The organism is Aquipuribacter hungaricus (assembly GCF_037860755.1).
Taxonomy (GTDB): domain Bacteria; phylum Actinomycetota; class Actinomycetes; order Actinomycetales; family JBBAYJ01; genus Aquipuribacter; species Aquipuribacter hungaricus.
Genome location: NZ_JBBEOI010000005.1, coordinates 39,290 through 62,854, shown reverse-complemented (window position 1 = coordinate 62,854; position 23,565 = coordinate 39,290). Strand labels below are relative to the sequence as shown.

Sequence of the window (23,565 nt, the reverse complement as noted above, 5' to 3'; positions counted from 1 at the left end):
CCGCAGCGCGCGCAGCAGCTCGCGCTCCCGGTCGACCCGGCGGTGCACGGCGGCCCGGCCGCGCTCGCGGGCGGCGCCGACCACCTGCTGCTCGTGCGCCGCGTCGGGCACGATGCGTCGGGCCGCGTCCGTCGGTGTCGAGGCGCGGACGTCGGCGACGAGGTCCAGGAGGGGGGAGTCCTCCTCGTGCCCGATGGCCGACACCACCGGGGTGCGGCAGGCGGCGACCGTGCGCAGCAGCGACTCGTTGCTGAACGGCAGCAGGTCCTCGGTCGAGCCGCCGCCGCGCGCGACCACGATGACGTCGACGTGGGCCAGCCCGTCCAGCTCGGTGACGGCCTCGCCGACCTGCTGCACCGCGGTCGGCCCCTGCACGGCGACCTCGCGGACCTCGATCCGGACGGCGGGCCAGCGCCGGCGGGCGTTCTCGACGACGTCGTGCTCCGCCGCGCTGCCGCGACCGCACACCAGGCCGACCGTCCGCGGCAGGAACGGCAGCGGCTTCTTGCGGTCCAGGGCGAACAGGCCCTCGCCGGCGAGCGTCCGCTTGAGCTGCTCGACGCGGGCGAGCAGCTCGCCCTCGCCGAGCGGGCGGACGACGGAGACCCAGAGCGAGAGCGTGCCCCGCTTGGGGTAGAAGCGCGGCTCGACCCGCATGACCACGCGGGCGCCCTCCCGCACCGCCGGCCCGGCCGCGTCCAGCGTCGTGGTGGGGCAGGTGGCGGACATCGACATCTCGACGTCGGTGTCGCGCAGGTCGAGGAAGACCAGCGACGCACCGGGCCGGCGCTTGAGCGACACGATCTGCGTCTCGACCCACAGCGCGGGCATCCGGGCCACGTAGATGCCCATGTTGTGGGTGAGCAGGCGCAGCGGCCAGGGGGAGTCCGGCGTCGTGTCCGAGGCGCGCTCGGGCACCGTACGGGTGGCCGGCTCGGAGGCAGGGGCGGGGGACATCGACGCCAACCTACGATGGGGGGGTGACCGAACAGAGCAAGCGTGTCCTGCTCGCTGCGCCGCGCGGCTACTGCGCCGGTGTGGACCGTGCCGTCGTCGCGGTCGAGAAGGCCCTGGAGCTGTACGGCCCGCCGGTGTACGTCCGCAAGCAGATCGTCCACAACAAGCACGTCGTGGAGACCCTGGCGGCCCGGGGGGCGATCTTCGTCGACGACACCGACGAGGTGCCCGAGGGCGCACGCGTGGTCTTCAGCGCCCACGGGGTGTCCCCGCAGGTGCACGCCGACGCCGCCCGGCGGATGCTGCAGACGATCGACGCGACGTGCCCGCTGGTGACCAAGGTGCACCGCGAGGCCGTCCGCTTCGCCGACGACGACTACGACATCCTCCTCATCGGCCACGAGGGCCACGAGGAGGTCGAGGGCACCGCCGGCGAGGCGCCCGAGCGCATCCAGCTCGTCGACGGCCCGGAGGACGTGGACAACGTCGTGGTCCGGGACCCCTCCCGCGTCGTCTGGCTGTCGCAGACCACGCTGAGCGTCGACGAGACCATGGACACGGTCCGCCGCCTGCGCGAGCGCTTCCCGCTGCTGGCCGACCCGCCCAGCGACGACATCTGCTACGCCACCCAGAACCGCCAGGTGGCCGTGAAGAAGATCGCCCGCGAGTCCGAGCTGGTCATCGTCGTGGGCTCGGCGAACTCCTCCAACAGCGTCCGCCTCGTCGAGGTGGCACTGGAGAACGGCGCCGCCGCGTCCTACCGCGTGGACAACGTGCGCGAGATCGACGAGCGCTGGCTCGACGGCGTGACGACGGTCGGTGTGACCTCGGGTGCCTCGGTGCCGGAGATCCTCGTCCGCGAGGTCATCGAGATGCTGGCCGAGCGCGGCTACGGCGACTGCGAGGAGGTCGTCACGGCCGAGGAGGACCTGCTCTTCTCCCTGCCCAAGGAGCTCCGCAAGGACATCAAGATCGCCAAGCAGCAGGCGCAGGCGGCCGCCCGGTCATGAGCCCGGGGACACCGTCGGACTGGGTGTCGGGGGAGCGCGTCTTCGCCCCGCCGCCCGGGACGGTGGACGTCGACTGGCTCGTGCCCGCGGTCCTCGAGCTGGCGCCCGGCACGACGCCGGCGCAGGCGCGGGCGGCGCTCGAGGCGGCCTGGCGCAGGCGGCGTGCTGGAGCCGCACCCGGTCCTCTTAGTCCAGGAAGCGCCAGCGGCGCCGACCTCGGTGCTGCCGTGCCTGCGGCGCCTACTGCGCTGGCGGCCCGCAACCCCCGTGGCGTCGGGGGCGAGGTCGACGCAGACCTCAAGGTCGCGGCCGAGCGGGTCCTCGCCGAGGCGCTCGCGACCTTCGGCGACTGACCCGCGACCGTCGGGCACCGATCGTCGGCCACTGACCGCGGGGCGCGGGCGCGCGACGCAGGGACGCCTGGCGCCACCACCCGGTCGCCAGGTGCCACGCGCTCCCTCACCCCGCCGTGCCGTCCCGCCGGGCCGGCGGGCGCCGGTCCGGTCCCTCCCCGAGCGCGGCGGCCAGCTCGTCGACCTCGTCGAGGGCGCCTCGCGCGCGCTGGTCCTCGAGGGCGCCCCTCCCACCCCGGTCCTCGTCGACCCCGCTGCCGCCGCCCACCAGCTCGGCAGCCGTGAGCGGACGCGGCGCGGCGTCCACCGGCTCGACGACGGGGATGTCGTCGCCGACCACCGACAGGTCCTTCATGCGGCGGGCAGTGACGAGCACCCGGGTCTCCAACGAGGCCACCATGGCGTTGTAGTCCTCGACCGCGCGGCGCAGGTCGCGCCCGAGCTTGCCGGCGTGCGAGCCCAGCGTCGACAGCCGGGCGTGCAGCTCGCGGCCCACGTCGAACAGCTCCCGGGCCGAGCCGGCCAGCGCGTCCTGCTGCCAGGTGAGCGCCACCGTGCGCAGCAGCGCGAGCAGGGTGGTCGGGGTGGCGAGCACGACCCGCTTGGCCATCGCGGCGTCCATGAGCGACGGGTCCTGCTCGCACGCCGCGGCCAGGAAGGCCTCGCCCGGGACGAAGCAGACGACGAGCTCGGGGGTGTCGGGGAAGGCCGTCCAGTACTCCTTGGCCGCCAGGGTGTCGACGTGCCGGCGGACCGCCGCGGCGTGGGCGTCGTAGCGCTGCTCGAGGAACGCCGCCATGGGCGCCTTGGCGTCGACGACCACGTGCTTGCCGCCGGGGAGCGTGATCACCATGTCCGGGCGGACGGCGGCGCCGCTGGCGCTGGTCCCCGGGACCTGCTCGGCGAAGTCGACCCGGGCGAGCATGCCCGCGTGCTCGACGACCCGCCGCAGCTGCACCTCGCCCCAGGAGCCGCGCGCGTTGGGGGAGCGGAGCGCCCCGGCCAGCGCGGCGGTCTGCGAGCGGAGGGCCTCGTTGGTCTGGGCGAGGCCGCTCAGCTGCTCGCGCAGGCCCGCGTACTGCGCCACCCGGTCCCGCTCCAGCACCGCCACCTGCGACTCCATACGGCGCAGGGCCGAGCCCAGCGGTGCCAGCGCCGCGTCGTGCTCGTCCTGCAGGCGCACGGCAGCCGTCAGCTCGACCGTCCGCGCGCGCAGCACGTCCCGCTCGGCCTCGACGCGGGCGCGCACGGCAGCAGCGCGGGCACGGACGAGCACGGTCGCCAGCGCCGCCCCGAGCAGCACGCCCAGCAGCAGCGCACCGAGCAGGAGGAGCACGTCCGTCGTCGCCATGCCGCACAGACTGCGCCGCCCCCCGGACACAACGCCGCCGCCGCACCGCAACCGCCGCCTGCGCCCCGCTCGGGCCGTGCACCAGCAGGTCGACGCCCCGGCCGGGCGCCGGCGCCCGCGTAGACTCCCCGCACGTGGCTCTCACCATCGGGATCGTCGGCCTGCCGAACGTGGGCAAGTCCACCCTCTTCAACGCCCTGACCAAGAACGAGGTGCTCGCGGCGAACTACCCGTTCGCGACGATCGAGCCGAACGTCGGGGTGGTCCCGCTGCCGGACCCCCGCCTGGGCCGCCTGGCCGAGGTGTTCTCCAGCGAGCGGACCGTGCCCGCCGTCGTGTCGTTCGTCGACATCGCCGGCATCGTCCGCGGGGCCAGCGAGGGCCAGGGCCTGGGCAACAAGTTCCTCGCCACGATCCGCGAGGCCGACGCCATCTGCCAGGTCATCCGTGCCTTCGTCGACGACGACGTGGTGCACGTCGACGGCCGGGTCGACCCCGCCGACGACATCGAGACCATCAACACCGAGCTCGTCCTCGCCGACCTGCAGACGGTCGAGAACGCGGTCCCGCGCCTGGAGAAGGAGGTGCGCGGCAAGAAGGTCGACGCCTCCGTCCTCGAGGCCGCGCGCGCCGCCGAGGCTGTGCTGTCCGAGGGCATCCCCCTGTCGGCGGCGGTGGCGCAGAAGAAGCTGGACCCGGCGGGGCTCAGGGAGCTCGGCCTGCTGACGACCAAGCCGTTCATCTACGTCTTCAACGTCGACGCCGACGCCCTCGGCGACAGCCCGCAGGCGGTCGCCCGGCGCCAGGAGCTCGCGGCCCTGGTCGCCCCGGCCGAGGCGATCTTCCTCGACGCGCAGCTGGAGTCCGAGCTCGCCGGGCTGGACGACGCCGACGCCGCCGAGCTGCTCGCGGAGTCCGGGCAGGACGAGCCGGGCCTGCACCAGCTCGCCCGCGTCGGGTTCGCCACCCTCGGCCTGCAGACCTACCTGACCGCCGGGCCCAAGGAGTCGCGCGCCTGGACGATCAAGCAGGGTGCGACCGCGCCCGAGGCCGCCGGCGTCATCCACACCGACTTCCAGCGCGGCTTCATCAAGGCCGAGGTGGTGTCCTTCGACGACCTCGTCGAGGCCGGGTCCATGGCCGAGGCGAAGGCCCGCGGCAAGGCCCGGATCGAGGGCAAGGAGTACGTCATGGCCGACGGCGACGTGGTGGAGTTCCGCTTCAACGTCTGACGCGCGCCCGGACCTCAGCGCACGAGGTCCGGGTAGCGCGACCGGAGCCGGCGGGCGGCGGCCAGCACCTCCTCCGGCACGTCGACGTGGTCGATGAACCCGGCGCCGCGCGGGCCGTAGCCGTCCTCGTCGTCGTGCAGCCGGCGCACCTCGCCGAGCAGCAGGCCGACGAAGCGGTCGAACGTCCAGCCGCCCTCGACGTCCTCCCCGAGGCCCGCCACCCGCGGGACCGACGGGGCGAAGCTCGTGAACGGCCGGTCGTCGCCCCAGGCCCGGACGAAGCAGGCGTGGCTGCGGCGCTGCATGGTCGGGTCCTGCAGCAGGAGCACCCGGTCGGACGGCACGCCGTGCTCCGCGAGCACGCGCCTCGCCTCGGTGGCGTTGGAGCCGCACGTGGTCGACCGGTCCTCGACGAGCAGGCCCTCGCGGGGCACATCCAGGTGCTCCACGAGCACGTCGACGAGGACGTGGGCCTCCGGGCGGCCCCGCGTGCGGACGCCGGACAGCGCCGGGTCGGCCTCCACGGCACGCCACAGCAGCTCCGTCGAGTGCCCGACGCCGCCGCACACGAGCAGCCGGCGCGCCGTGCCGCCGGCGAGCACCCGGGCCGCGGTGCGCTCGGGCCCCAGCAGCGCGCTGCCCAGGAGCACGACCACGTCGAACGGCCCGTCGACCTGGTCGACCTCGTCGAGGTCGGCGACGTCCCGCCGCGCGAGGTACGCCGCGACGAGGTCGAGGTCCGCGCGCACCGCGGCAGCGTCGCCGGGAGCGGCGTCACCGTCGGCGGCAGGGGGCACCGTCCGAGCGTGCCACCGACCGGCGGCCCCGCACCCGTGGCAGCCGGAGGGCTGCTACCCGCCGGTAACGGGGCTGGACGCACAACGGTTGCATTCGGATAACGCCGGGGCTCGCTTCTTGCACCTCCTGTCCGGTCTGCGGCATGTTTCGTCGGTCATCACGCTGCTGCCGCTCATCCGTGGCGCAGCGACGAACCCCGTTGGAGGATCCCTAGTGATCAACACCCGGAGAAGCGCGAAGCTCGTCGCGCTGCTCACCGGCTCGGCCCTCGTCCTCGCCGCTTGCGCGACGTCCGAGGAGCCTGCCGGCGAGAGCGAGGCCACGACCGGTGGCGGCGCGGCGCCTGCCGCGAGCGGCGCACCCGACGGCGGCTCCGACGCCGTCTTCACCTACGCCTACGAGCAGGAGTTCTTCTCCTACAACAACGACACCGCGGACACCAACGCCTCGGCCAACGCGATCGTGCTCAACCAGATCAAGCGTGGTTTCTGGTACTTCGGGCCCGACGGCTCCGTGGTCCCCGACGAGGAGTTCGGCACCTTCGAGGTGACCTCCGAGGAGCCCCTGACGGTGGAGTACACCTTCGCCGAGGAGGCCGTCTGGTCCGACGGCGAGCCCATCGACTGCGACGACGCGGTCCTGGCCTGGGCGGCGCTGTCCGGCAAGTTCCCCGAGTTCCTCCCGGCCGGCACCACCGGCTACGAGAACCAGCAGGCCCCCGCCTGCGAGGACGGCGACAAGACCTTCACGATCGTGTACGACACCCCGTTCGGTGACTACACCTCGATGTACGGCGCGTTCGTGCCGGCCCACATCGTCGAGCAGAACGGTGGCGTCGAGGACATCATCGCCGCCGTCCGCGCCGGCGACCCCGCCGCGCTCTCGGGTGCCGCGACGTTCTGGAACACCGGCTTCAACTTCAACCCGGGCGAGTACGACCCGGCGGTCGCGCTGTCCGCGGGCCCGTACCAGGTCGAGACCTGGGAGGCCACGCAGTCGATCACCCTGGTCGCCAACCCCGAGTGGTGGGGCGAGCCGCCGGCCACCGAGCAGGTCGTCATCCGCTACATCGCCCAGGACGCCCAGGCGCAGGCGCTGCAGAACGGCGAGGTCCAGGCCATGGACCCCCAGCCCAGCCCCGACCTGCTCGCCCAGCTCGAGGCGATCGGCGACACCGTCAGCGTGGAGCCGCAGGACCAGTACACGTACGAGCACTGGGACTTCAACTTCGCCGGCCCCTTCGCCGACCGCAACCTGCGCGAGGCCTTCGCCCTGTGCATCCCGCGCCAGACGATGGTCGACAACCTCATCAAGCCGCTCAACCCCGAGGCCAACGTCCTCAACAGCCGCTACAGCTTCCCGTTCGAGGAGGACTACGACGCGGTCGTCGAGGCGTCCTACGCCGACCAGTCCGAGCAGGACATCCCGGCGGCGCGCGCGCTGCTCGAGGCCAACGGCCAGACCGGCACCGTGCTCCGTCTGGGCCACAACGCCAACGCCCGTCGCACCCAGGAGGCGGCCCTGATCGTCGAGGCCTGCGGCCCCAACGGCGCCGGCTTCGAGGTCCAGGACATCGGCAACGCGAACTTCTTCGAGCCGGAGGGCGCCCTCAACACCGGCGCCTACGACGTCGCGCAGTTCGCCTGGTCCGGCTCGCCCCTGAAGTCGGGCTCCGCCTCGACCTTCCAGACCGGCGGCGGCAACAACAACGGGCAGTACACCAACCCGCAGGTCGACGAGCTGGTCAACCAGCTCAATGCCGAGACCGACCCCGACGCCCAGACCGAGCTGGTCATCCAGATCGAGACCATCCTCTGGGAGGACCTGGCCACGATCCCCGGCTTCGCCTTCCCGGGCGTGCTGGCCACCACGGCCGACGCGCAGGGTGTCGAGTACAACCCGACCCAGTCCGGCCTGACCTGGAACATGCAGGAGTGGACCCGCTCCGCGGAGTGACCCACCCCCCGCACAGCACCACCTGGACCACCTGAACCACCGGCACCAGACGGGGCCCCGCTCATCCGGGCGGGGCCCCGTGTCGTGCCCGGGCAGCGCCCAGCAGGTCGTACGCTGCTGCCCGCTCGGCCCGAAACACCCCGGTCACACAGGTGTGGCTACCGTGTCGCACCAGCCGGTCGGCCCCCGAGGCCCCGCCCCGTCACGAGCCGGGCGCGGTCCCCGGGGTCGTCGGCCACAGTCGTCAGGAGGTCTGCGGTGGGCGTCTTCATCGTGCGTCGCATCATCATCTCGTTCTTCACGCTGCTGGCGGCGACCTTCGTCGTCTACGTGCTGCTGGCGAACGCCGGCAGCCCGCTCGAGGAGCTGCAGGGCATCCAGGAGCAGTCCGCCAAGGACGCGGCGATCGCCGTCCGGACGGAGCTGCTCAATCTCGACGACCCGCTCATCACCCGCTACCTCGGCTGGTTGAGCGGCGCCGCCGGGTGCTTCATCGGCTCCTGCGACCTGGGCCAGAACGTCCTCCAGCAGGACGTCGCGTCCCTGACGCTGACCGCCATGGGCTCGACGCTGCGCCTGGTGGCGGTCTCGACCGTCGTCGCGATCCTCTTCGGCGTGACCATCGGCATCGTCTCGGCGCTGCGGCAGTACACCGGCTTCGACTACGTCGTGACGTTCTTCGCCTTCCTCTTCTTCTCCCTGCCGATCTTCTGGGTCGCGGTCCTGCTCAAGGAGTTCGGCGCGATCCGCGTCAACGGCTGGCTGCGGGAGCCGACGATCCCCACGACGGTGATCGTCGCCCTCACGCTCCTGGCGGCCCTGGCCTGGCAGGCGATCCTCGGCGGGAGCCGGCGCCGCCGCGCGCTGACGGCGCTGGTAGCGGCGGTCGCCACCGCCTCGGTGCTCGTCGGCCTGTCCACCTCGCAGTGGTTCGCCCGCCCGGCGCTCGGCCCGGTGCTCGTGGTCCTCATCAGCCTCGCGTGGGCGGTCGGCGTGACGTTCCTGCTCGCCGGCCTGCGCAACCGCGGCGTCCTGCTGTCGGCCGTGGCGGCCACCGCCGTCACCCTGGTCGGCAGCATCCTGCTCGCGGGGGTGCTCCGTGACCCGTCGTGGACCGTCATCGGCCTCTGCGTCCTGGGGATCGTCGTCGCCGGCGTCCTGTCGGGCTACCTGCTGGGCGGCCTGGACCGGCCGCTGGCCGTGCGCGCCGCCGTCGTCAGCGGGCTGCTCGCCGGGACCACCATCTTCACCGACTACGTCCTCGTCGCCTTCGCCGGATACTCGCGGCGGGTGAGCGGCGTCGTCGTCAAGACGATCGGCTCCGGGACGCCCAACTTCCAGGGCACCTTCTGGGAGGTCTTCCTCGACCGCGGGCTGTCGCTCGTGCTGCCGACGACGGCGCTCATCCTCATCAGCTTCGCGACGTACGTGCGCTACACCCGGGCGTCCATGCTCGAGGTGCTCAACATGGACTACGTCCGCACCGCGCGCGCCAAGGGCCTCACCGAGCGCACCGTCACGGTGCGGCACGCGTTCCGCAACGCCCTGATCCCGGTGACCACGCTCGCGGCCTTCGACTTCGGTGCCGTGATCGGCGGTGCCGTCATCACCGAGACGGTCTTCGGCTGGTCCGGCATGGGCGCGCTGTTCCGCAACGGCCTCCTCATCCCCGACCCGAACCCGGTCATGGGCTTCTTCCTGGTCACCGGCGCCCTGGTCGTCGTGTTCAACCTCGTGGCCGACGTCGCGTACGCCTACCTCGACCCCCGGATCCGGCTCTCGTGAGCCTCGTCCCGGGCCGCACGACCGAGCGCCCCCGCACCAGGACCAGCAGGACCAGCAGGACCGTCGAGGAGGCACGATGACCGCCGCCAACATCGAGCCGGGCCGCCCGGGCACCGCGCCTGCGGGAGGCGACCTCGACCCCCGCGACGGCCGCGACGCCGACGGCACCGCCGCGGCGGGGCTGTCGATCAAGGCCCGCACCCAGGGCGAGCTCGTCTTCCGCCGCTTCGTCCGCCACCGCGGCGCGATGATCGGGCTGTTCTTCTTCCTGGCGATCATCGTGCTGGCCGTGACGAGCATCGGCATGGGCCCGATCCCCGGCTGGTGGGACAAGAGCTACACCGGCACCGGCAGCGTCGTCGACGGCGGCCGCCCGACGCTCGACGTCTTCCCCGGGTTCCTCGACGGGGACGGCATGGCGATCGGGGAGAACCCGTTCGGCCAGGACTCGATCGGGCGCGACTACTTCGCCACCACCATGCGCGGGGCGCAGCTGTCGCTGACGATCGCGCTCATCGTCGGCCTGGTCGCCACCGTCATCGGCACCGTGGTCGGCTCCGTCGCCGGCTACTTCGGCGGCCTCGTCGAGAACGTCCTCATGCGCTTCGTCGACGTCATCATCACCATCCCGCTCCTCCTGCTCGCGGCCGTGGTGGCCCGGGCGACGGACGGCTCCGCCCTCATCCTGGGCCTGCTGCTCGGCCTGGTGTCCTGGACGAGCCTGTCCCGGCTGGTGCGCGGCGAGGTGCTGTCCATCAAGGAGCGCGAGTTCGTCGAGGCCGCCCGCGCCATGGGCGCGAGCCCTGCCCGGATCATCACCCGGCACATCCTCCCCAACATCATCTCGACGATCATCGTCAGCGCGACGCTCACCATCGCCGCGGCGATCCTCATCGAGACCGCGCTCAGCTTTCTCGGCTTCGGGGTCCGGCCGCCCGACACCAGCCTGGGTCGCCTCATCAGCGACTACCAGACCGCGTTCGCCACCCGCCCCTGGCTGTTCTGGTTCCCCGGCCTGTTCATCATCGGCATCGCGCTGAGCGTCAACTTCATCGGCGACGGGCTGCGCGACGCCTTCGACCCGCGCCAGAACAAGGTCCGCGCGTGAGCCGCACCCGGGAGCCCCGCATGAGCAGAGCCGGCAGCACGCCCGTCACCCCCGACCCGTCCGGCGTGGTCGGCGAGGTGGCCGCGGCGCCGCTGGACCCGACGACGGAGATCCTCCGCGTCGAGGACCTCACCGTCCGCTTCCCCACCGACGACGGCATGGTCAACGCCGTGCGCGGCGTCAGCTACGTGCTGCACCCCCGCGAGGTGCTCGGCATCGTCGGTGAGTCCGGCTCGGGCAAGTCCGTGTCGAGCATGGCCGTCATGGGGCTGCTGCCCCGGACCGCCCGGATCGACGGCCGGATCCTGTTCCGCGGCGACGACGTGCTGAAGATGCGCGCGGACCAGCAGCGCAGCCTGCGCGGGCGGAAGATCGGCATGATCTTCCAGGACGCCATGACGTCGCTGAACCCGGTGCTCACCATCGGCGCGCAGCTGGCCGAGGCGGTCCGGTCGCACGAGCACATCTCGCACACCGCGGCCCTGGTGCGCGCCCGGGAGATGCTCGACCTGGTCGGGATCCCGCAGGCCAAGGACCGGCTGCGCAGCTACCCCCACGAGTTCTCCGGCGGCATGCGGCAGCGCGCGATGATCGCCATGGCGGTCATCAACCGGCCGGACGTCATCTTCGCCGACGAGCCGACGACCGCCCTGGACGTCACCGTCCAGGCGCAGATCCTCGACACGCTCATGGAGGTCAAGGACGAGGTCGACGCGGCCATCGTCTTCATCACCCACGACCTCGGCGTCATCGCCAGCGTCGCCGACCGGGTCCTCGTCATGTACGCGGGCAAGCCGGTCGAGACCGCCGGGATCGACGAGATCTTCACCGAGCCGCGGATGCCCTACACCGCGGGGCTGCTGGGCTCCATGCCCACCGTCGACCTCATCGGCGAGCGGCTGCGCCCGATCCAGGGGACGCCGCCCTCGCTCATCAACCTGCCGACCGGCTGCCCGTTCCGGCCGCGCTGCCCGATCGCCGTGCACGAGTGCGCGACGACCGAGCCGCCGCTGTACGAGACCGACCGGCGCGACCACCGCGCGGCCTGCCACCGCTGGGACGACGTCGCCGCCTACGACGACGCCACCGCGATGTTCCGGGTCGCCCCCGGCGAGACCGTCGGCCTGGCCGCGGAGGAGACCGACGACCTCGTGCTCCCGGGCATCCGTCCCGAGGAGCTCGACGCGACCACGACGCCCGGCACCACGACGCCCGGCACCACGACGCCCGGCACCACGACGTCCGGCCCGGGCACCCGGTCCGGCAGCACCGCCGCAGGAGAGCACGCATGAGCAGCGACAGCCTGGTCACCGGGCGCACCCAGCCGACGTCCGAGGACAGCACCGCCAGGAAGCACCTGCTCGAGGTCAACGACCTCGTCATGAACTTCCCGGTCCGGGGCGGCGGCCTGTTCCGCCGCACGGTCGGGCAGGTCCAGGCGGTCAGCGGGGTCAGCTTCGGCGTCGACGCGGGCGAGACGCTCGGCATCGTCGGGGAGTCCGGCTGCGGCAAGTCCACGACCGGCCGCGCGGTCCTGCAGCTGCACCGGCCCACGTCGGGCTCAGTGAAGTTCGAGGGCACCGAGCTCACGTCGCTGTCGACCGCGCAGCTGCGGCCCTACCGCCGCGACCTGCAGATCGTCTTCCAGGACCCGTACGCCTCGCTCAACCCGAAGCTGCCGGTCAACGACATCATCGCCGAGCCCCTCAAGATCCACAAGGAGTGGGGTCGGCGCAGCGGGCCCGAGCGCGTGGCCGAGCTGCTGCGCCTCGTGGGCCTCAACCCCGAGCACGGCAACCGCTTCCCGCACGAGTTCTCCGGCGGCCAGCGCCAGCGGATCGGCATCGCCCGCTCGCTCGCGCTGGAGCCCAAGATGCTCGTGCTCGACGAGCCTGTGTCGGCCCTCGACGTGTCCGTGCAGGCCGGCGTGGTCAACCTGCTCGAGGACCTCCAGCAGCGGATGAACCTGGGTTACCTGTTCATCGCCCACGACCTGTCGATCGTGCGGCACATCTCCGACCGCGTGGCCGTCATGTACCTCGGCCACATCGTCGAGCTCGCACCGCGCGACCAGCTCTACTCCTATGCCAAGCACCCGTACACCCGGGCGCTGCTGTCGGCCGCCCCCGTCGCGGACCCGGTCAAGGAGCGACGCCGCGAGCGGATCACGCTGACCGGCGACGTGCCCAGCCCGCTCAACCCGCCGAGCGGGTGCCGGTTCCGGACGCGCTGCTGGAAGGCGCAGGACATCTGCGCCCAGGAGACACCGCCGCTGGCCGAACTCGCCCCGGGCCACCGCGTGGCGTGCCACTTCCCGGAGGACGGGCCGACCGGCTTCTGACCCGCCGCCCGGGCCGGGGTGGTCCACCTCGCCCGGCGGAGGTGGTGGGACCCAGCCTGGGCCGGGGTGCTCCGACCCCGCCTGGGTCGGGGTGCTGGGACCCGCCTGGGCCGGGGTGCTACGACCCCGCCTGGGCCGGGGTGCTAGGACCCGCCCGGGCCGGCCGACCCGACCAGACCGGTGGCTCAGGTAGCTGCACCGCCCGGCGCGGACAGACGTCCCAGCCGGACCGGGTGGGTCAGAGGGCTCCACCGACGAGCGTCCCGACGAGGAACGTCAGCAGCATGGCCAGCAGCCCCACCCCGACGTTCCGCAGGACCGCCGGCCGCACGGCCGACCCGCCCAGGCGCGCGCTGATCGTCCCGGTCAGGGTGAGCGCGACGACCACGGCCAGCACCGTCACGGGCAGGCGCCCCCCGGCCGGCGGCAGGACGATCGCCAGCAGGGGCAGGAGCGCCCCCAGGGTGAACGAGAGCAGCGAGGCCAGCGCCGCCTGCCATGGGTCGACGAGGCTCTCGCCGTCGATCCCCAGCTCGATCTCGGCGTGCGCGCGCAGGGCGTCGTGCGCGGTGAGCTCCTCGGCCACCTGCAGCGCGGTCTCCTCGCTCAGGCCCTTGTCCCGGTAGAAGCCGGCCAGCTCGGCGAGCTCCTCGTCGGGCGTCTCCTCCAGCTCGCGCGCCTCCTTGCGGAGCAGCGCCGTCTCGGTGTCGCGCTGCGTGCTGACCGAGACGTACTCCCCGCCCGCCATGGACAGCGCGCCGGCCACGAGCCCGGCCGCCCCGGCGACGAGCAGGGCTGTGCGGTCGGTGGTGGCACCCGCGACGCCGACGACCAGGCCGGCCGTCGACACGATGCCGTCGTTGGCCCCGAGCACGCCGGCGCGCAGCCAGCTGAGCTTGGCCGTCACCTGGGCCAAGGACGACTCCGGGGCGTGCCCCGGCTCTGCTGCGACCGGCGTGCCGAGGGTCGTCCTGGTGTCGTCGGTCGTTGCTGCCCCCGCGGTCGCCGCTACGTCCTTCGACGTGGCGGCGCTGGTCGGGCTGCCGTCCGTCGTCCCCGTGCCCTCCGTCGTCGCGCTGGTCCCGGTGGCGCTCCCGGTCACCGGTCCTCCTGCCCCTCGCGGCCGAACAGCGTGCAGATGCACAGCTCGTTGCCGTCGGGGTCGGCGTAGACCCACCACGACGGTGCGTGGGCGTCGCTGAGCAGCCGGCCGCCCGCGGCCTCGACGGCCTCGCGGCGGCGGGCGGCCTCGTCCAGGTCGGCCACCGTGACGTCGACGTGCGCACGGCCCCGGACGCCCGCGGGCGAGGCCGGGGTCGGCGTCTCCTGGAACCACACCTGCGGGCCCCGGCCGTGGGGGTCGACCAGCACGTCGTCGACCCCGTCGGTCCCGGACCGGTAGCCCAGCGCCGCCCGCCAGAACGGCGCCAGACGGGCCGCGTCGGTGGTGTCGATGCCGAGCTCGACGACGTCCGCGAGGGCAGCGAGCTGCTCGGCGCCGACAGCCGCCGCGGCCTGCACCAGGCGGTGGGCGAGCTCGACGTCCAGCTGCGTCACCCCGCCCCGGTCGTGGGTGCTCAGCGCGAACCGGACCTCGCGCCAGCGGACGTCGGTGTCCGGGTGGTGGTCCATCTCCTCGGCGACGTCGAAGGCCTGGCGAACCAGCTCGACCGCCTCGGGGACGGACTGCGCGCGGTACCGGGCGTGCAGGGCGCCGCCCGTGTGCGCCCAGCCGGGCAGGTCGGCGAGCTGGTCGACGACGTCGGCGTGCGCGAGCAGCCGGGGCCGGGGCGGCCGTCCGGCCGCGGACGGGGTCGGCGTCCCGGGACCGCCCGGGGGAGTGATGCTCACCCGTGCCACGCTACGCGGGATGGACGACAGCGGCCCCGGCGAGGTCCTGCCCGGGTATGGAGCTGCGGAGCAGGGGCGGACCCCGGCACGGCTGGTCGTCGGTGCCGCGATCGTGGACTCCCTCGAGCGCCCGCAGCTGCTGCTGGCCGCCCGCCGCAGCGCGCCGCCGGCGCTGGCGGGCCTGTGGGAGTTCCCCGGCGGCAAGGTGGAGCCCGGCGAGACGCCCGAGCAGGCGCTGCACCGCGAGCTGCGCGAGGAGCTCGGCGTGCGGGCGGTGCTCGGCGAGGAGGTCGTGCCCGGCCGGGCCGACGACGCTGGTGCGGACGGCCCGGGTGCGGACGGCCCCGGGGTCGACGACCCGGACCACGGCCGGGTCTGGCGGCTCGTCCCAGGGCTCGTGATGCGCCTGTGGCTGGCCCGGATGGACGAGCCGGTCGCACCCGCGCTGCCCGTGCCGCGCGAGGACCACGACGACGTCCGGTGGCTCGCCGCCGACGAGCTCCGCTCGGTGCCGTGGCTCCCCGCGGACGCCGCCGCGGTAGACGCGCTCACGGTCCTGCTCGCGGGCGGGCGGGCCCACGGCGCGCAGCAGCGGGAGCCCGGGGCCGCACGGGAGGACGGCCGTTGGTCCGGGGGTGGTGCAGGATGCGGCAGACTGGTATCCCGTGACCACCGCGACGACAGCTCTGCGCCAGGACCTCCGTAACGTCGCGATCGTCGCGCACGTCGACCACGGGAAGACGACCCTCGTCGACGCCATGCTCTGGCAGTCCGGGTCCTTCACCGCCCACCAGGCCGAGAACGACTCCGTGCGCGAGCGCGTGATGGACTCCGGCGACCTGGAGCGCGAGAAGGGCATCACGATCCTCGCGAAGAACACCGCGGTCCGGTACACCGGCCCCGCGGCCGCGAAGTCCGGCGCCCCGGACGGCGTGACGATCAACATCATCGACACCCCCGGCCACGCGGACTTCGGCGGCGAGGTCGAGCGCGGGCTGTCCATGGTCGACGGCGTGGTGCTCCTCGTGGACGCCTCCGAGGGCCCGCTGCCCCAGACGCGCTTCGTGCTGCGCAAGGCGCTGCAGGCGCACCTGCCCATCGTGGTCGTCGTCAACAAGGTCGACCGCCCCGACTCCCGCATCGCCGAGGTGGTCGACGAGACGTTCGACCTGATCCTCGACGTCGCCGACGGCACCGGGGTGGACGAGGAGTCCCTCCTCGAGATCCCCGTCGTCTACGCCGTGGCCCGCGACGGCAAGGCCTCCATGACGCGCCCCGAGGACCGGACGCCCATCGACGGCGAGACCCTCGAGCCCCTCTTCCAGGTGCTGCTGGACCACATCCCGGCCCCCCTGGACACCCGGGACCAGCCGCTGCAGGCGCACGTGACCAACCTGGACGCCTCGCCGTTCCTCGGCCGCATCGCCATGTGCCGCGTCCGCTCGGGCACCATCAAGAAGAACGACCAGGTCACCTGGTGCCGCACCGACGGCTCGTTCCAGCGCGTCAAGGTCTCCGAGCTCCTCATGACCGAGGCGCTCGAGCGCGTCCCGGTCGCCGAGGCGGGGGCGGGCGACCTGATCGCCATCGCCGGCATCGCGGACATCATGATCGGCGAGACGCTGGCCGACCCGGACAACCCCGAGCCGCTGCCGCTCATCACCGTCGACGAGCCCGCGATCTCCATGACCATCGGGACCAACACCTCCCCGCTGACCGGTCGCGCCCGCGGCACCAAGGTGACCGCCCGCCTGGTGAAGGACCGCCTGGACAAGGAGCTCGTCGGCAACGTCTCGCTCCGCATCCTGCCCACCGAGCGCCCCGACGCCTGGGAGGTCCAGGGCCGCGGAGAGCTCGCCCTGGCCGTGCTCGTCGAGCAGATGCGCCGCGAGGGCTACGAGCTCACCGTCGGCAAGCCGCAGGTCGTCACGCGCGAGGTCGACGGCAAGACCTACGAGCCGTTCGAGCAGATGACCATCGACGTGCCCGAGGAGTACCTCGGCGCGGTCACGCAGCTGCTGGCCATCCGCAAGGGCCGCATGGAGCAGATGAGCAACCACGGCACCGGCTGGGTGCGGATGGAGTTCAAGGTCCCGGCCCGTGGCCTCATCGGGTTCCGGACGCAGTTCCTCACCGACACCCGCGGCACGGGCATCGCCCACCACGTCTTCGACTCCTACCAGCCGTGGGCCGGCGACATGGTGACGCGGCAGAACGGCTCCCTCGTCGCCGACCGCACGGGCGTCGCGACCAGCTTCGCGATGGTCAACCTGCAGGAGCGCGGCTCGATGTTCGTCGCGCCGACCACCGAGGTGTACGAGGGCATGATCATCGGTGAGAACGCCCGCACCGACGACATGGACGTCAACATCACCAAGGAGAAGAAGCTCACCAACATGCGCTCGGCCACCTCCGAGGAGTTCGAGCGCCTGGTGCCCCCGCGCCTGCTGAGCCTGGAGCAGGCCCTGGAGTTCCTCCGCGACGACGAGTGCGTGGAGATCACCCCGGAGGCGATCCGGCTGCGCAAGGTCATCCTCGACGCGACCGAGCGCGGTCGTGTGAAGGGCAAGTCCAAGAAGATCTGATGCCAGGGACGCCGGAGCGCGGGTCCGTGGCCGTCGAGGCCTACCTCGACGGGTCGACCCACGCCCGGCTGCCCGAGGTCAGGGCCCTGCGGGCACTCGTGCTGTCGGCGGACGCGAGCATCGGCGAGCACGTCCGTTGGAACGCTCCTAGCCTCGTCGTCGACGGCGTGGACAGGGTCACCATGCGGCTGCAGCCGGGGGACCAGCTGCAGCTCGTGCTCCACCGTGGCGCGAAGGTCCGGTCGGACTCGGCGACGTTCCGGTTCGACGACCCGTCCGGCCTCGTGGTGTGGCGCACACCCGACCGAGGCGTCGTCACCGTCGTCGATGCCCTGCACCTCGACGAGCAGCACGACGCGCTGGTCGACCTCGTCCGCCGGTGGGTCCAGGCCTGAGCCGTCGCTACCCGGTGTCGAGCAGCCGGGTCAGGTGCAGCTCCACCGCACCGGCCGGCGCGGACGGCGGCGCCGGGTGGGCGTACAGGTCGAGAAGCGGGTGGACGAGCGTCAACCTGGGGCGTCCCGAGGCCGATGCGGTGGGTTCGTCGGGGGATGCGTGATCCGCGGCATCAGCGGTGGCCGGACGTCCGGACGCCGCGGTAGCCGTGGCCGCAGCCCGCGCGACGGCAGCCACCAGGTGGTGCGCCAGGCGCCGTGGTCGCTGCTCGGGGTCGACCCACCGCGGGGGAATGACCTCTGGGATGCCGTCGGCGCAGACGGCGACGGCCCACACGCCCGCGTGGACCGCCGTGTGGTGGGAGCCGCAGAGCAGGACGAGGTTGTCGAGGTCCGTCGACCCGCCGTCGGCCCAGTGGACGAGGTGGTGGGCGTCGCACGCGGCCGGCGGGGCGCCGCACCCGGGCACCACGCACCCACGGTCCCGGGACGCCAGCGCCCGGCGCTGCGTCCGGCTCGCGAGCCGTTCCTCGCGGCCCAGCTCGAGCGGGCCTGCCGCCGGCGGGACGACGACACGGTGCAGGACGGCGTCGCACGACAGCCGGCGTGCGCTGGCACGGCCGACCGTCTCGCCCGACTCCGACCAGGCTGAGCCCGCCCACGTCGACGCCCCTCCGGCGAGCTGCTCCGGCGTGACGTGGACGACCACGCGCGGCGGCTCTCCCCGCACGGGCGCCGACGTGCCGCGGGCCGCCTCGGCGACCAGCACGAGCGCGTCCGCGCGCCGCTGGCGGGCGGAGCGCGGGTCGCGGAGCCCGTCCACGGTGGGGGAGGGGGCGCTGTGCGCGTCGACGGCGGCCCGCAGCGCCAGCCCGGCTGCCGCGTCGAGCTGGAACCGCCCGAGCAGCATCCCCGTGGAGTCCGTCGACATGTCGAGGTAGCGGCGCTCGTACGCCACGGGGTCGTACCGGTCCCCGCCGTCGGGGTCGAGGTGGTCGAGGACGGCACGGCAGGCCCGGTCGAGGTCCCGCGCGGTCCCGGTGCCGGCCACCTCGGAGACGAGCGTGACGACGACGTCCCGGACCGTGGCACCCAGCTGCTCGCTGGTCACCGGGGAGGCGTCGCCGGGGGTGCCCCGCAGGTGTCGGGGGATGCGGTCGAGGCAGCGGACAGCGACGTCCACGTGCTCGCGGGTGATGGACCCGTCGGCCAGCTGGGAGGCGAGCACCGGCAGCACCGGCGGCTCGGTGGTGCCGCGGTCGGTCGAGTGCCCGTGCAGCGCGTGGGCGGCGGCGACGTCGCGCCGAGCCTGGCCCGCGGACAGCAGGGCGGCGCTCCGGAGCAAGCCTTCGGTCGTCGAGCCGAGGGAGGTCCCGCCGCCGGTCCCGGTGCGGGCGCCGGACGCCGCGCGCCGACGGTCCACCTCGGCGACGAGAGACAGGTAGGCGGCGTCGGCGCGGGCGCGCTGCGCAGCGATGTCACGGCAGGCCTGCAGCACCTCGTCGTCCGAGGCGTGCCACACCTGCTCCGGGGCGAGCGACCCCTGGAGGTCGGTGAGCACCCCGGTGAGCGCGAGCACGTGCGCCGCGAGCTCTCCTGAGGACATGGGGAGACGTTAGGGAGGACCCCGGACACAACCCTCCGCATCAACAGGGGTGCCGTCTGAGCCGGTATGTCCACCTCACCCGATTCGTTGACCCACCCGATGTTACCGGGCACACTCGGTCACGTCCGGTGACGCGCTCCTTCCTCGTCGATGCAGACGGAGGCAGGCGCGTGCAGCCCCGGGCGTCCTTCCGGCAGGCGGGCGAGGTGGCCCGGCTGCCGCCGCCGGCAGAGGCCAGGACCACCGAGGGGTGTGCGTCGTCATGAGAGAAGCTCCCACCGCGTCGAGGACCGGGCCGCCCCGGGCCCTGGGCGCCGTCACCGCCGTCACCGCCGTCACCCTGGGCCTCAGCGCCCTGGTGGCCTCCACCGGCCCGGCAGCCGCCGGCCCCGTCGCGCCCGACGAGCCTGTCGTGGAGCTCCTCGCCCACTACCGGCTCGACGAGACGGGCGGGACGGTGGCTGCGGACTCGTCCGGGAACGGCAGGGACGCCCAGGTCGTCGGCGGTGCGGGGACGGCGACGTGGCAGGGCGGGCGCGGGCTCCGTCTGCCGGGCGGGGCGAGCACGGACCCCGGCGCCTTCCCGGCGGTGCGGCTGCCGGACGGCCTGCTGGCCGGGCTCGACGACGTCACCGTCGCCTACGACGTCCTCCTCCCGGGTACCGGCCCCAGCGGTCCTGTCTTCAGCTTCGGCGACGCCGCCGGCGGGTACCTGAGCGCGGCCCCAGGGGCCGCCGGGTCCACGACGGCCCGCCACCAGGCCTCCCTGGCGGCGCCCGGGGCCGCGCCCGCGACCGCCGCCGCGCCCACGGGCCTCGTCCGGGGTGCCTGGACCCACGTCGCCGTCACGGTGGACGGAGGGGACGACGGCTCCCTCGGGCGCCTGACGCTCCACGAGGACGGTCGGCCGGTGGGGGAGACCTCGGTAGACGCAGCCCTGGACGCCATCACCTCGCCGGTCGGCTACCTCGGTCGGTCCCCGGTGACGAGCGGGAACGTGCGCCAGTTCACCGGCACGGTGAAGGACGTGCGGGTCTACTCGGGCGTCCTGCCCGCCGACGAGCTGCGCGCCCTGTCGGACGCGCTCGCCCCCGGCAACGTGCAGGAGGTCGTCGACAGCCTGAGCCTCGGGGACCTGTCCGGGGTCAGGGAGGACCTCGCGCTCCCGGCTGCGCCGGGCCTGACCTGGACATCCAGCGACCCGGCCGTCGTCTCGGCCACCGGTCGCGCCACCCGCCCCGCCGTGGGTGCGCCGGCCGCGACGGCCACCCTGACCGCCACCGTCACCCAGCGGGGTGCGACAGCCGCCCGGTCGTTCGTCGTCACGGTGCTCCCGCGCGTCGACATCCCCGACGCCCAGCTGCGGGCGGGCCTGGTGCACGAGTTCGAGCTCGACGAGACCAGCGGTACTACGCTGGCCAACACCGGCTCGTCCGGCGTCGCGGCCACCCTGGTCAACCCGGACAAGGCCGAGCTCACTGGGCGGGGCGTGCGCTTCAACCCGGGCTCCTACGAGAGCTCGCTCACCGGTGCGTACGTCCGGCTGCCGGACGACATCACGGCCGGCATGCGCGAGCTCACCGTCGACTACGAGGTGCGGGTGGACCCGGCGAACGTCGGCAACCACCAGATGTTCGGCTTCGGCGGCGGGACGGGCTCGTGCGACGTCGGCACCGGCGCGCAGGGCTCGATCTGGGCCTCGAACACGGCACCGCGCCCCGGCTCGCGCTTCCGCGTCGTGGTCGGCGACCGCAGCATCATGCAGGCCGGTGGCCGCCTGCTCGAGGGTGCCTGGAAGCACGTCACCTACACGCAGGCGCTCGAGGCCGGCGGCACCACCTGGACCGGGACGGTGTACGTCGACGGCGTGCGGTACGCGCAGGCCACGGGCCTCACCACCCCGCCGTCGGTCAGCCCCGAGGGCACCGGCTGCAACTTCCTGGCGCGGTCGCAGGTCGCCGGCCACTACTCCTTCCGCGGCACGATCGCGGACTTCCGGGTCTACGACCGGGCGGTCGGCGTGGACGAGGTGCTGGCCCTGGCGGAGGAGACCGTGTCGACCGGGGTGCGCGCCGATGCGGCGGCCATCGACCTGGGCGACACCGGCTCGGTCGTCCGGGACCTCGTCCTGCCCGAGCTGGGGTCGGTCGCCGGGTCCTCGATCACGTGGACGAGCTCCGACCCGTCCGTGGTCGACGTCTCCACCCCGCCCGCCACCGCCCCGAAGGTGCCCGTCGTCGGCCGCGTCACCCGACCGGCGTCCGGTCAGCCCGACGCCACGGTGACCCTCACCGCCACTCTCCGCAAGGGTGCGCAGGACGTCACCGTGCGCGAGATCCAGGTCACCGTGGAGGCCGAGTTCGACGACGCCGACGCCGTGGCCCGCGACAGCGCCGACCTGGTCCTGTACTCCACCGACGACGTCCGCGGCGACCTCGACCTTCCCGCCGAGGGCGGCTTCGGGTCCGCCGTCACCTGGTCCTCGACGACCGACCTCATCACCCCGACCGGCGAGGTCACGCGCCCGGGCTACGGGCGTCCGGCCGTCGAGGGCACCCTGACCGCCACGGTGCGGCGCGGCGACGCGGCCTCGACCCGGACCTTCCCGGTCACCGTCCGGGCCCTGCCCCGCGAGGAGGAGGACGAGCGCTACTTCCTCGGCTACTTCAAGGGCGAGAACATCGCCGACGGCGAGCAGATCATGTTCGCCACGTCGGACGGGAACGACGCCCTGAACTGGACGGGGCTCACCGGCGGACGGCCGTCCCTCGTCTCGCAGCTGGGCGACCAGGGCCTGCGCGACCCGCACATCGTCCGCTCCCCGGACGGCGACACGTTCTACATGATCGCCACGGACCTCAACTGGTACGACCAGGGCGGGTACGACATCAACGACACCCAGTACATCGAGGTGTTCGAGTCCCACGACCTCGTGACCTGGACGCCCCAGCGCCACGTCGAGGTCGCGCCCGACGACGCCGGCAACGCGTTCGCGCCGGAGTCGCTGTGGATCGAGGAGATCGGGGCCTACGCCGTGTTCTGGGCTCAGTCGCTGTGGGACGACCCTGTCAACCGGACCGGCCAGGGCAACGCCCAGATGTGGTACGCCCTGACCCGCGACTTCCAGACCTTCTCCGAGGCGAGGGTCTGGCAGGACCCGGCACCCCTGTCGCGCATCGACACCACCGCGATCAAGGTGGGCGACCAGTACTACCGCTTCACCAAGAACGAGGCGGGCAACGCCGGGTCGGACATCTTCTCCGAGAAGAACACCGACTTCCTCGAGACCGACCTCGACGCGTGGACCCTCGTCGCCCCGGCCCTGGGCCGGACGACGTGGGTGGCCGAGCAGGCCTACGAGGGTCCCGTGGTGTTCCGGGCGAACCCCGGCGACACCGCCTGCCCCGGCCAGTTCTACCTGTGGGGGGACCGGTACTCCGACGGCGGCGGCTACCAGGGTGCCTGCTCGGCCGACATCGAGGCACCGACCTGGGAGCCGAAGACCATCACCATGACCAACGCCGGTGTCCCGCGGCCGCGGCACGGGACCGTCATCCCGATCACGCTGCGGGAGTGGAACGACATCCGGGGCATCCCCAACGAGGACGTCGCCACCACCACCGCGCTCACCGTCGACCGCGACCCGGTCGGGGGGACCGCGACCGCCACGGCGGTCGTGGCAGCGCAGGACACCTTCGAGACCGGCGGCCAGGTCAGGTTCACCGTCGGCCCGTGGTCGGAGACGGTGTACCTGGAGGACGGGCGGGCGACCGTCACCCTGCCGAGCGTCCCCGGGCGGCAGACGGTCACGGCCGAGTTCCTCGGGTACGGCATCCTCGAGGCGTCCGTCGCGACCGCCGAGCTCGACGTCCCGGCGGAGCTCGCCGTGGACGTCGCGGCCGAGGTCCGGTGCCTCGCGGCACGGACGGGCGTCCTGCGGGTCACCGTCACCAACCGCGGCGAGAGCCCCGTGTCGGTCGCGGTCGTCACCCCGTACGGCAGCCGGACCCTGCGCGCCGTGCAGCCCGGGGGGTCCGCGTTCCGGGTCTTCGCCACCCGGACGGCGACGGTGCCTGCCGGCAGCAGCACCGTGACGATCACGGGCGAGCTGGACGGTGCCGAGGTCACGACGACCCGGGAGGTGCCGCACCCCGCGCGCGACTGCAGGAGCTGACCGGCCGGGGCGGGCCCGGGGACCTCGGTCCCCGGGCCAGTCCGGCTGCGCCACGACCGCCGC

The 23,565-nt window shown here is 73.5% G+C and carries 18 protein-coding genes; 12 read left to right on the top strand and 6 right to left on the bottom strand.

Annotation, left to right across the window (positions count from 1 at the left end; translation table 11 throughout):
* Positions 1–957: exodeoxyribonuclease VII large subunit (xseA, locus tag WCS02_RS02350; RefSeq protein ID WP_340289176.1), on the bottom strand; the 957-nt coding region annotated here is incomplete at its 3' end.
* A 23-nt stretch (positions 958–980) separates the two neighbouring features.
* On the opposite strand from xseA, the gene WCS02_RS02345 reads away from it, so the two are divergent.
* Complete coding sequence (locus WCS02_RS02345) at positions 981–1,967, top strand: 4-hydroxy-3-methylbut-2-enyl diphosphate reductase (protein WP_340289173.1); 987 nt, start codon at positions 981–983, stop codon at positions 1,965–1,967.
* The gene (locus WCS02_RS02340) at positions 1,964–2,320 is read left to right on the top strand and encodes a hypothetical protein (protein ID WP_340289170.1); all 357 of its coding nucleotides are present in this window, start codon (positions 1,964–1,966) and stop codon (positions 2,318–2,320) included. The genes WCS02_RS02345 and WCS02_RS02340 overlap by 4 nt, the downstream gene beginning before the upstream one ends.
* A 106-nt stretch (positions 2,321–2,426) precedes the next feature.
* Here WCS02_RS02340 and WCS02_RS02335 read toward each other — a convergent pair whose 3' ends face one another.
* Positions 2,427–3,671, bottom strand: a complete 1,245-nt coding sequence (locus WCS02_RS02335) for a DNA recombination protein RmuC (RefSeq protein WP_340289167.1) — start codon at positions 3,669–3,671, stop codon at positions 2,427–2,429.
* Positions 3,672–3,805: 134 nt separating this feature from the next.
* On the opposite strand from WCS02_RS02335, the gene ychF reads away from it, so the two are divergent.
* The gene (gene ychF / locus WCS02_RS02330; protein WP_340289164.1) at positions 3,806–4,903 is read left to right on the top strand and encodes a redox-regulated ATPase YchF; all 1,098 of its coding nucleotides are present in this window, start codon (positions 3,806–3,808) and stop codon (positions 4,901–4,903) included.
* Between the two features lie 14 nt (positions 4,904–4,917).
* On the opposite strand, the gene WCS02_RS02325 is transcribed toward ychF, so the two are convergent.
* Positions 4,918–5,700 carry a YdcF family protein gene (locus tag WCS02_RS02325; RefSeq protein WP_340289161.1) on the bottom strand — a complete coding sequence of 261 codons (783 nt, stop codon included), beginning with the start codon at positions 5,698–5,700 and terminating at the stop codon, positions 4,918–4,920.
* A gap of 214 nt (positions 5,701–5,914) precedes the next feature.
* Here WCS02_RS02325 and WCS02_RS02320 point away from each other — a divergent pair, with 214 nt between their 5' ends.
* From WCS02_RS02320 to WCS02_RS02300, 5 genes are all read left to right on the top strand, one after another.
* Complete coding sequence (locus WCS02_RS02320; RefSeq protein ID WP_340289158.1) at positions 5,915–7,657, top strand: ABC transporter family substrate-binding protein; 1,743 nt, start codon at positions 5,915–5,917, stop codon at positions 7,655–7,657.
* 258 nt (positions 7,658–7,915) lie between these two features.
* Positions 7,916–9,442: an ABC transporter permease gene (locus WCS02_RS02315; RefSeq protein ID WP_340289155.1), complete on the top strand. Its 1,527-nt coding sequence runs from the start codon at positions 7,916–7,918 to the stop codon at positions 9,440–9,442.
* A gap of 76 nt (positions 9,443–9,518) precedes the next feature.
* On the top strand, positions 9,519–10,550 hold the full coding sequence (locus tag WCS02_RS02310; protein ID WP_340289152.1) for an ABC transporter permease: 1,032 nt from the start codon (positions 9,519–9,521) through the stop codon (positions 10,548–10,550).
* Positions 10,551–10,570: 20 nt separating this feature from the next.
* Positions 10,571–11,842, top strand: coding sequence for an ABC transporter ATP-binding protein (locus WCS02_RS02305; RefSeq protein WP_340289149.1), 1,272 nt, complete (start codon positions 10,571–10,573; stop codon positions 11,840–11,842).
* Positions 11,839–12,891, top strand: coding sequence for an ABC transporter ATP-binding protein (locus WCS02_RS02300; RefSeq protein WP_376984008.1), 1,053 nt, complete (start codon positions 11,839–11,841; stop codon positions 12,889–12,891). The genes WCS02_RS02305 and WCS02_RS02300 overlap by 4 nt, the downstream gene beginning before the upstream one ends.
* A gap of 238 nt (positions 12,892–13,129) precedes the next feature.
* Here the strand turns inward: WCS02_RS02300 and WCS02_RS02295 are convergent, their stop codons facing one another.
* Both WCS02_RS02295 and WCS02_RS02290 read right to left on the bottom strand, forming a co-directional pair.
* A complete protein-coding gene (locus WCS02_RS02295) occupies positions 13,130–13,807 on the bottom strand; it encodes a VIT1/CCC1 transporter family protein (RefSeq protein WP_340289185.1) in 678 nt (225 codons plus the stop codon).
* Positions 13,808–13,989: 182 nt separating this feature from the next.
* Positions 13,990–14,742: a 4a-hydroxytetrahydrobiopterin dehydratase gene (locus WCS02_RS02290; protein WP_340289146.1), complete on the bottom strand. Its 753-nt coding sequence runs from the start codon at positions 14,740–14,742 to the stop codon at positions 13,990–13,992.
* A gap of 19 nt (positions 14,743–14,761) precedes the next feature.
* Here WCS02_RS02290 and WCS02_RS02285 point away from each other — a divergent pair, with 19 nt between their 5' ends.
* Genes WCS02_RS02285 through WCS02_RS02275 form a run of 3 tightly spaced genes read left to right on the top strand, consistent with a single transcriptional unit; the run spans position 14,762 to position 17,722 of the window.
* Positions 14,762–15,448, top strand: coding sequence for a (deoxy)nucleoside triphosphate pyrophosphohydrolase (locus WCS02_RS02285; protein WP_340289143.1), 687 nt, complete (start codon positions 14,762–14,764; stop codon positions 15,446–15,448).
* The gene (typA, locus tag WCS02_RS02280) at positions 15,408–17,327 is read left to right on the top strand and encodes a translational GTPase TypA (RefSeq protein ID WP_340289140.1); all 1,920 of its coding nucleotides are present in this window, start codon (positions 15,408–15,410) and stop codon (positions 17,325–17,327) included. The genes WCS02_RS02285 and typA overlap by 41 nt, the downstream gene beginning before the upstream one ends.
* Positions 17,327–17,722, top strand: a complete 396-nt coding sequence (locus WCS02_RS02275; protein WP_340289137.1) for a DUF1801 domain-containing protein — start codon at positions 17,327–17,329, stop codon at positions 17,720–17,722. Before typA ends, WCS02_RS02275 begins: the two co-directional genes overlap by 1 nt.
* A gap of 7 nt (positions 17,723–17,729) precedes the next feature.
* Here the strand turns inward: WCS02_RS02275 and WCS02_RS02270 are convergent, their stop codons facing one another.
* Positions 17,730–19,328: an HNH endonuclease signature motif containing protein gene (locus WCS02_RS02270; protein WP_340289134.1), complete on the bottom strand. Its 1,599-nt coding sequence runs from the start codon at positions 19,326–19,328 to the stop codon at positions 17,730–17,732.
* Positions 19,329–19,590: 262 nt separating this feature from the next.
* Here WCS02_RS02270 and WCS02_RS02265 point away from each other — a divergent pair, with 262 nt between their 5' ends.
* Positions 19,591–23,502, top strand: coding sequence for an immunoglobulin-like domain-containing protein (locus WCS02_RS02265; RefSeq protein WP_340289131.1), 3,912 nt, complete (start codon positions 19,591–19,593; stop codon positions 23,500–23,502).
* Positions 23,503–23,565: the final 63 nt, after the last annotated feature.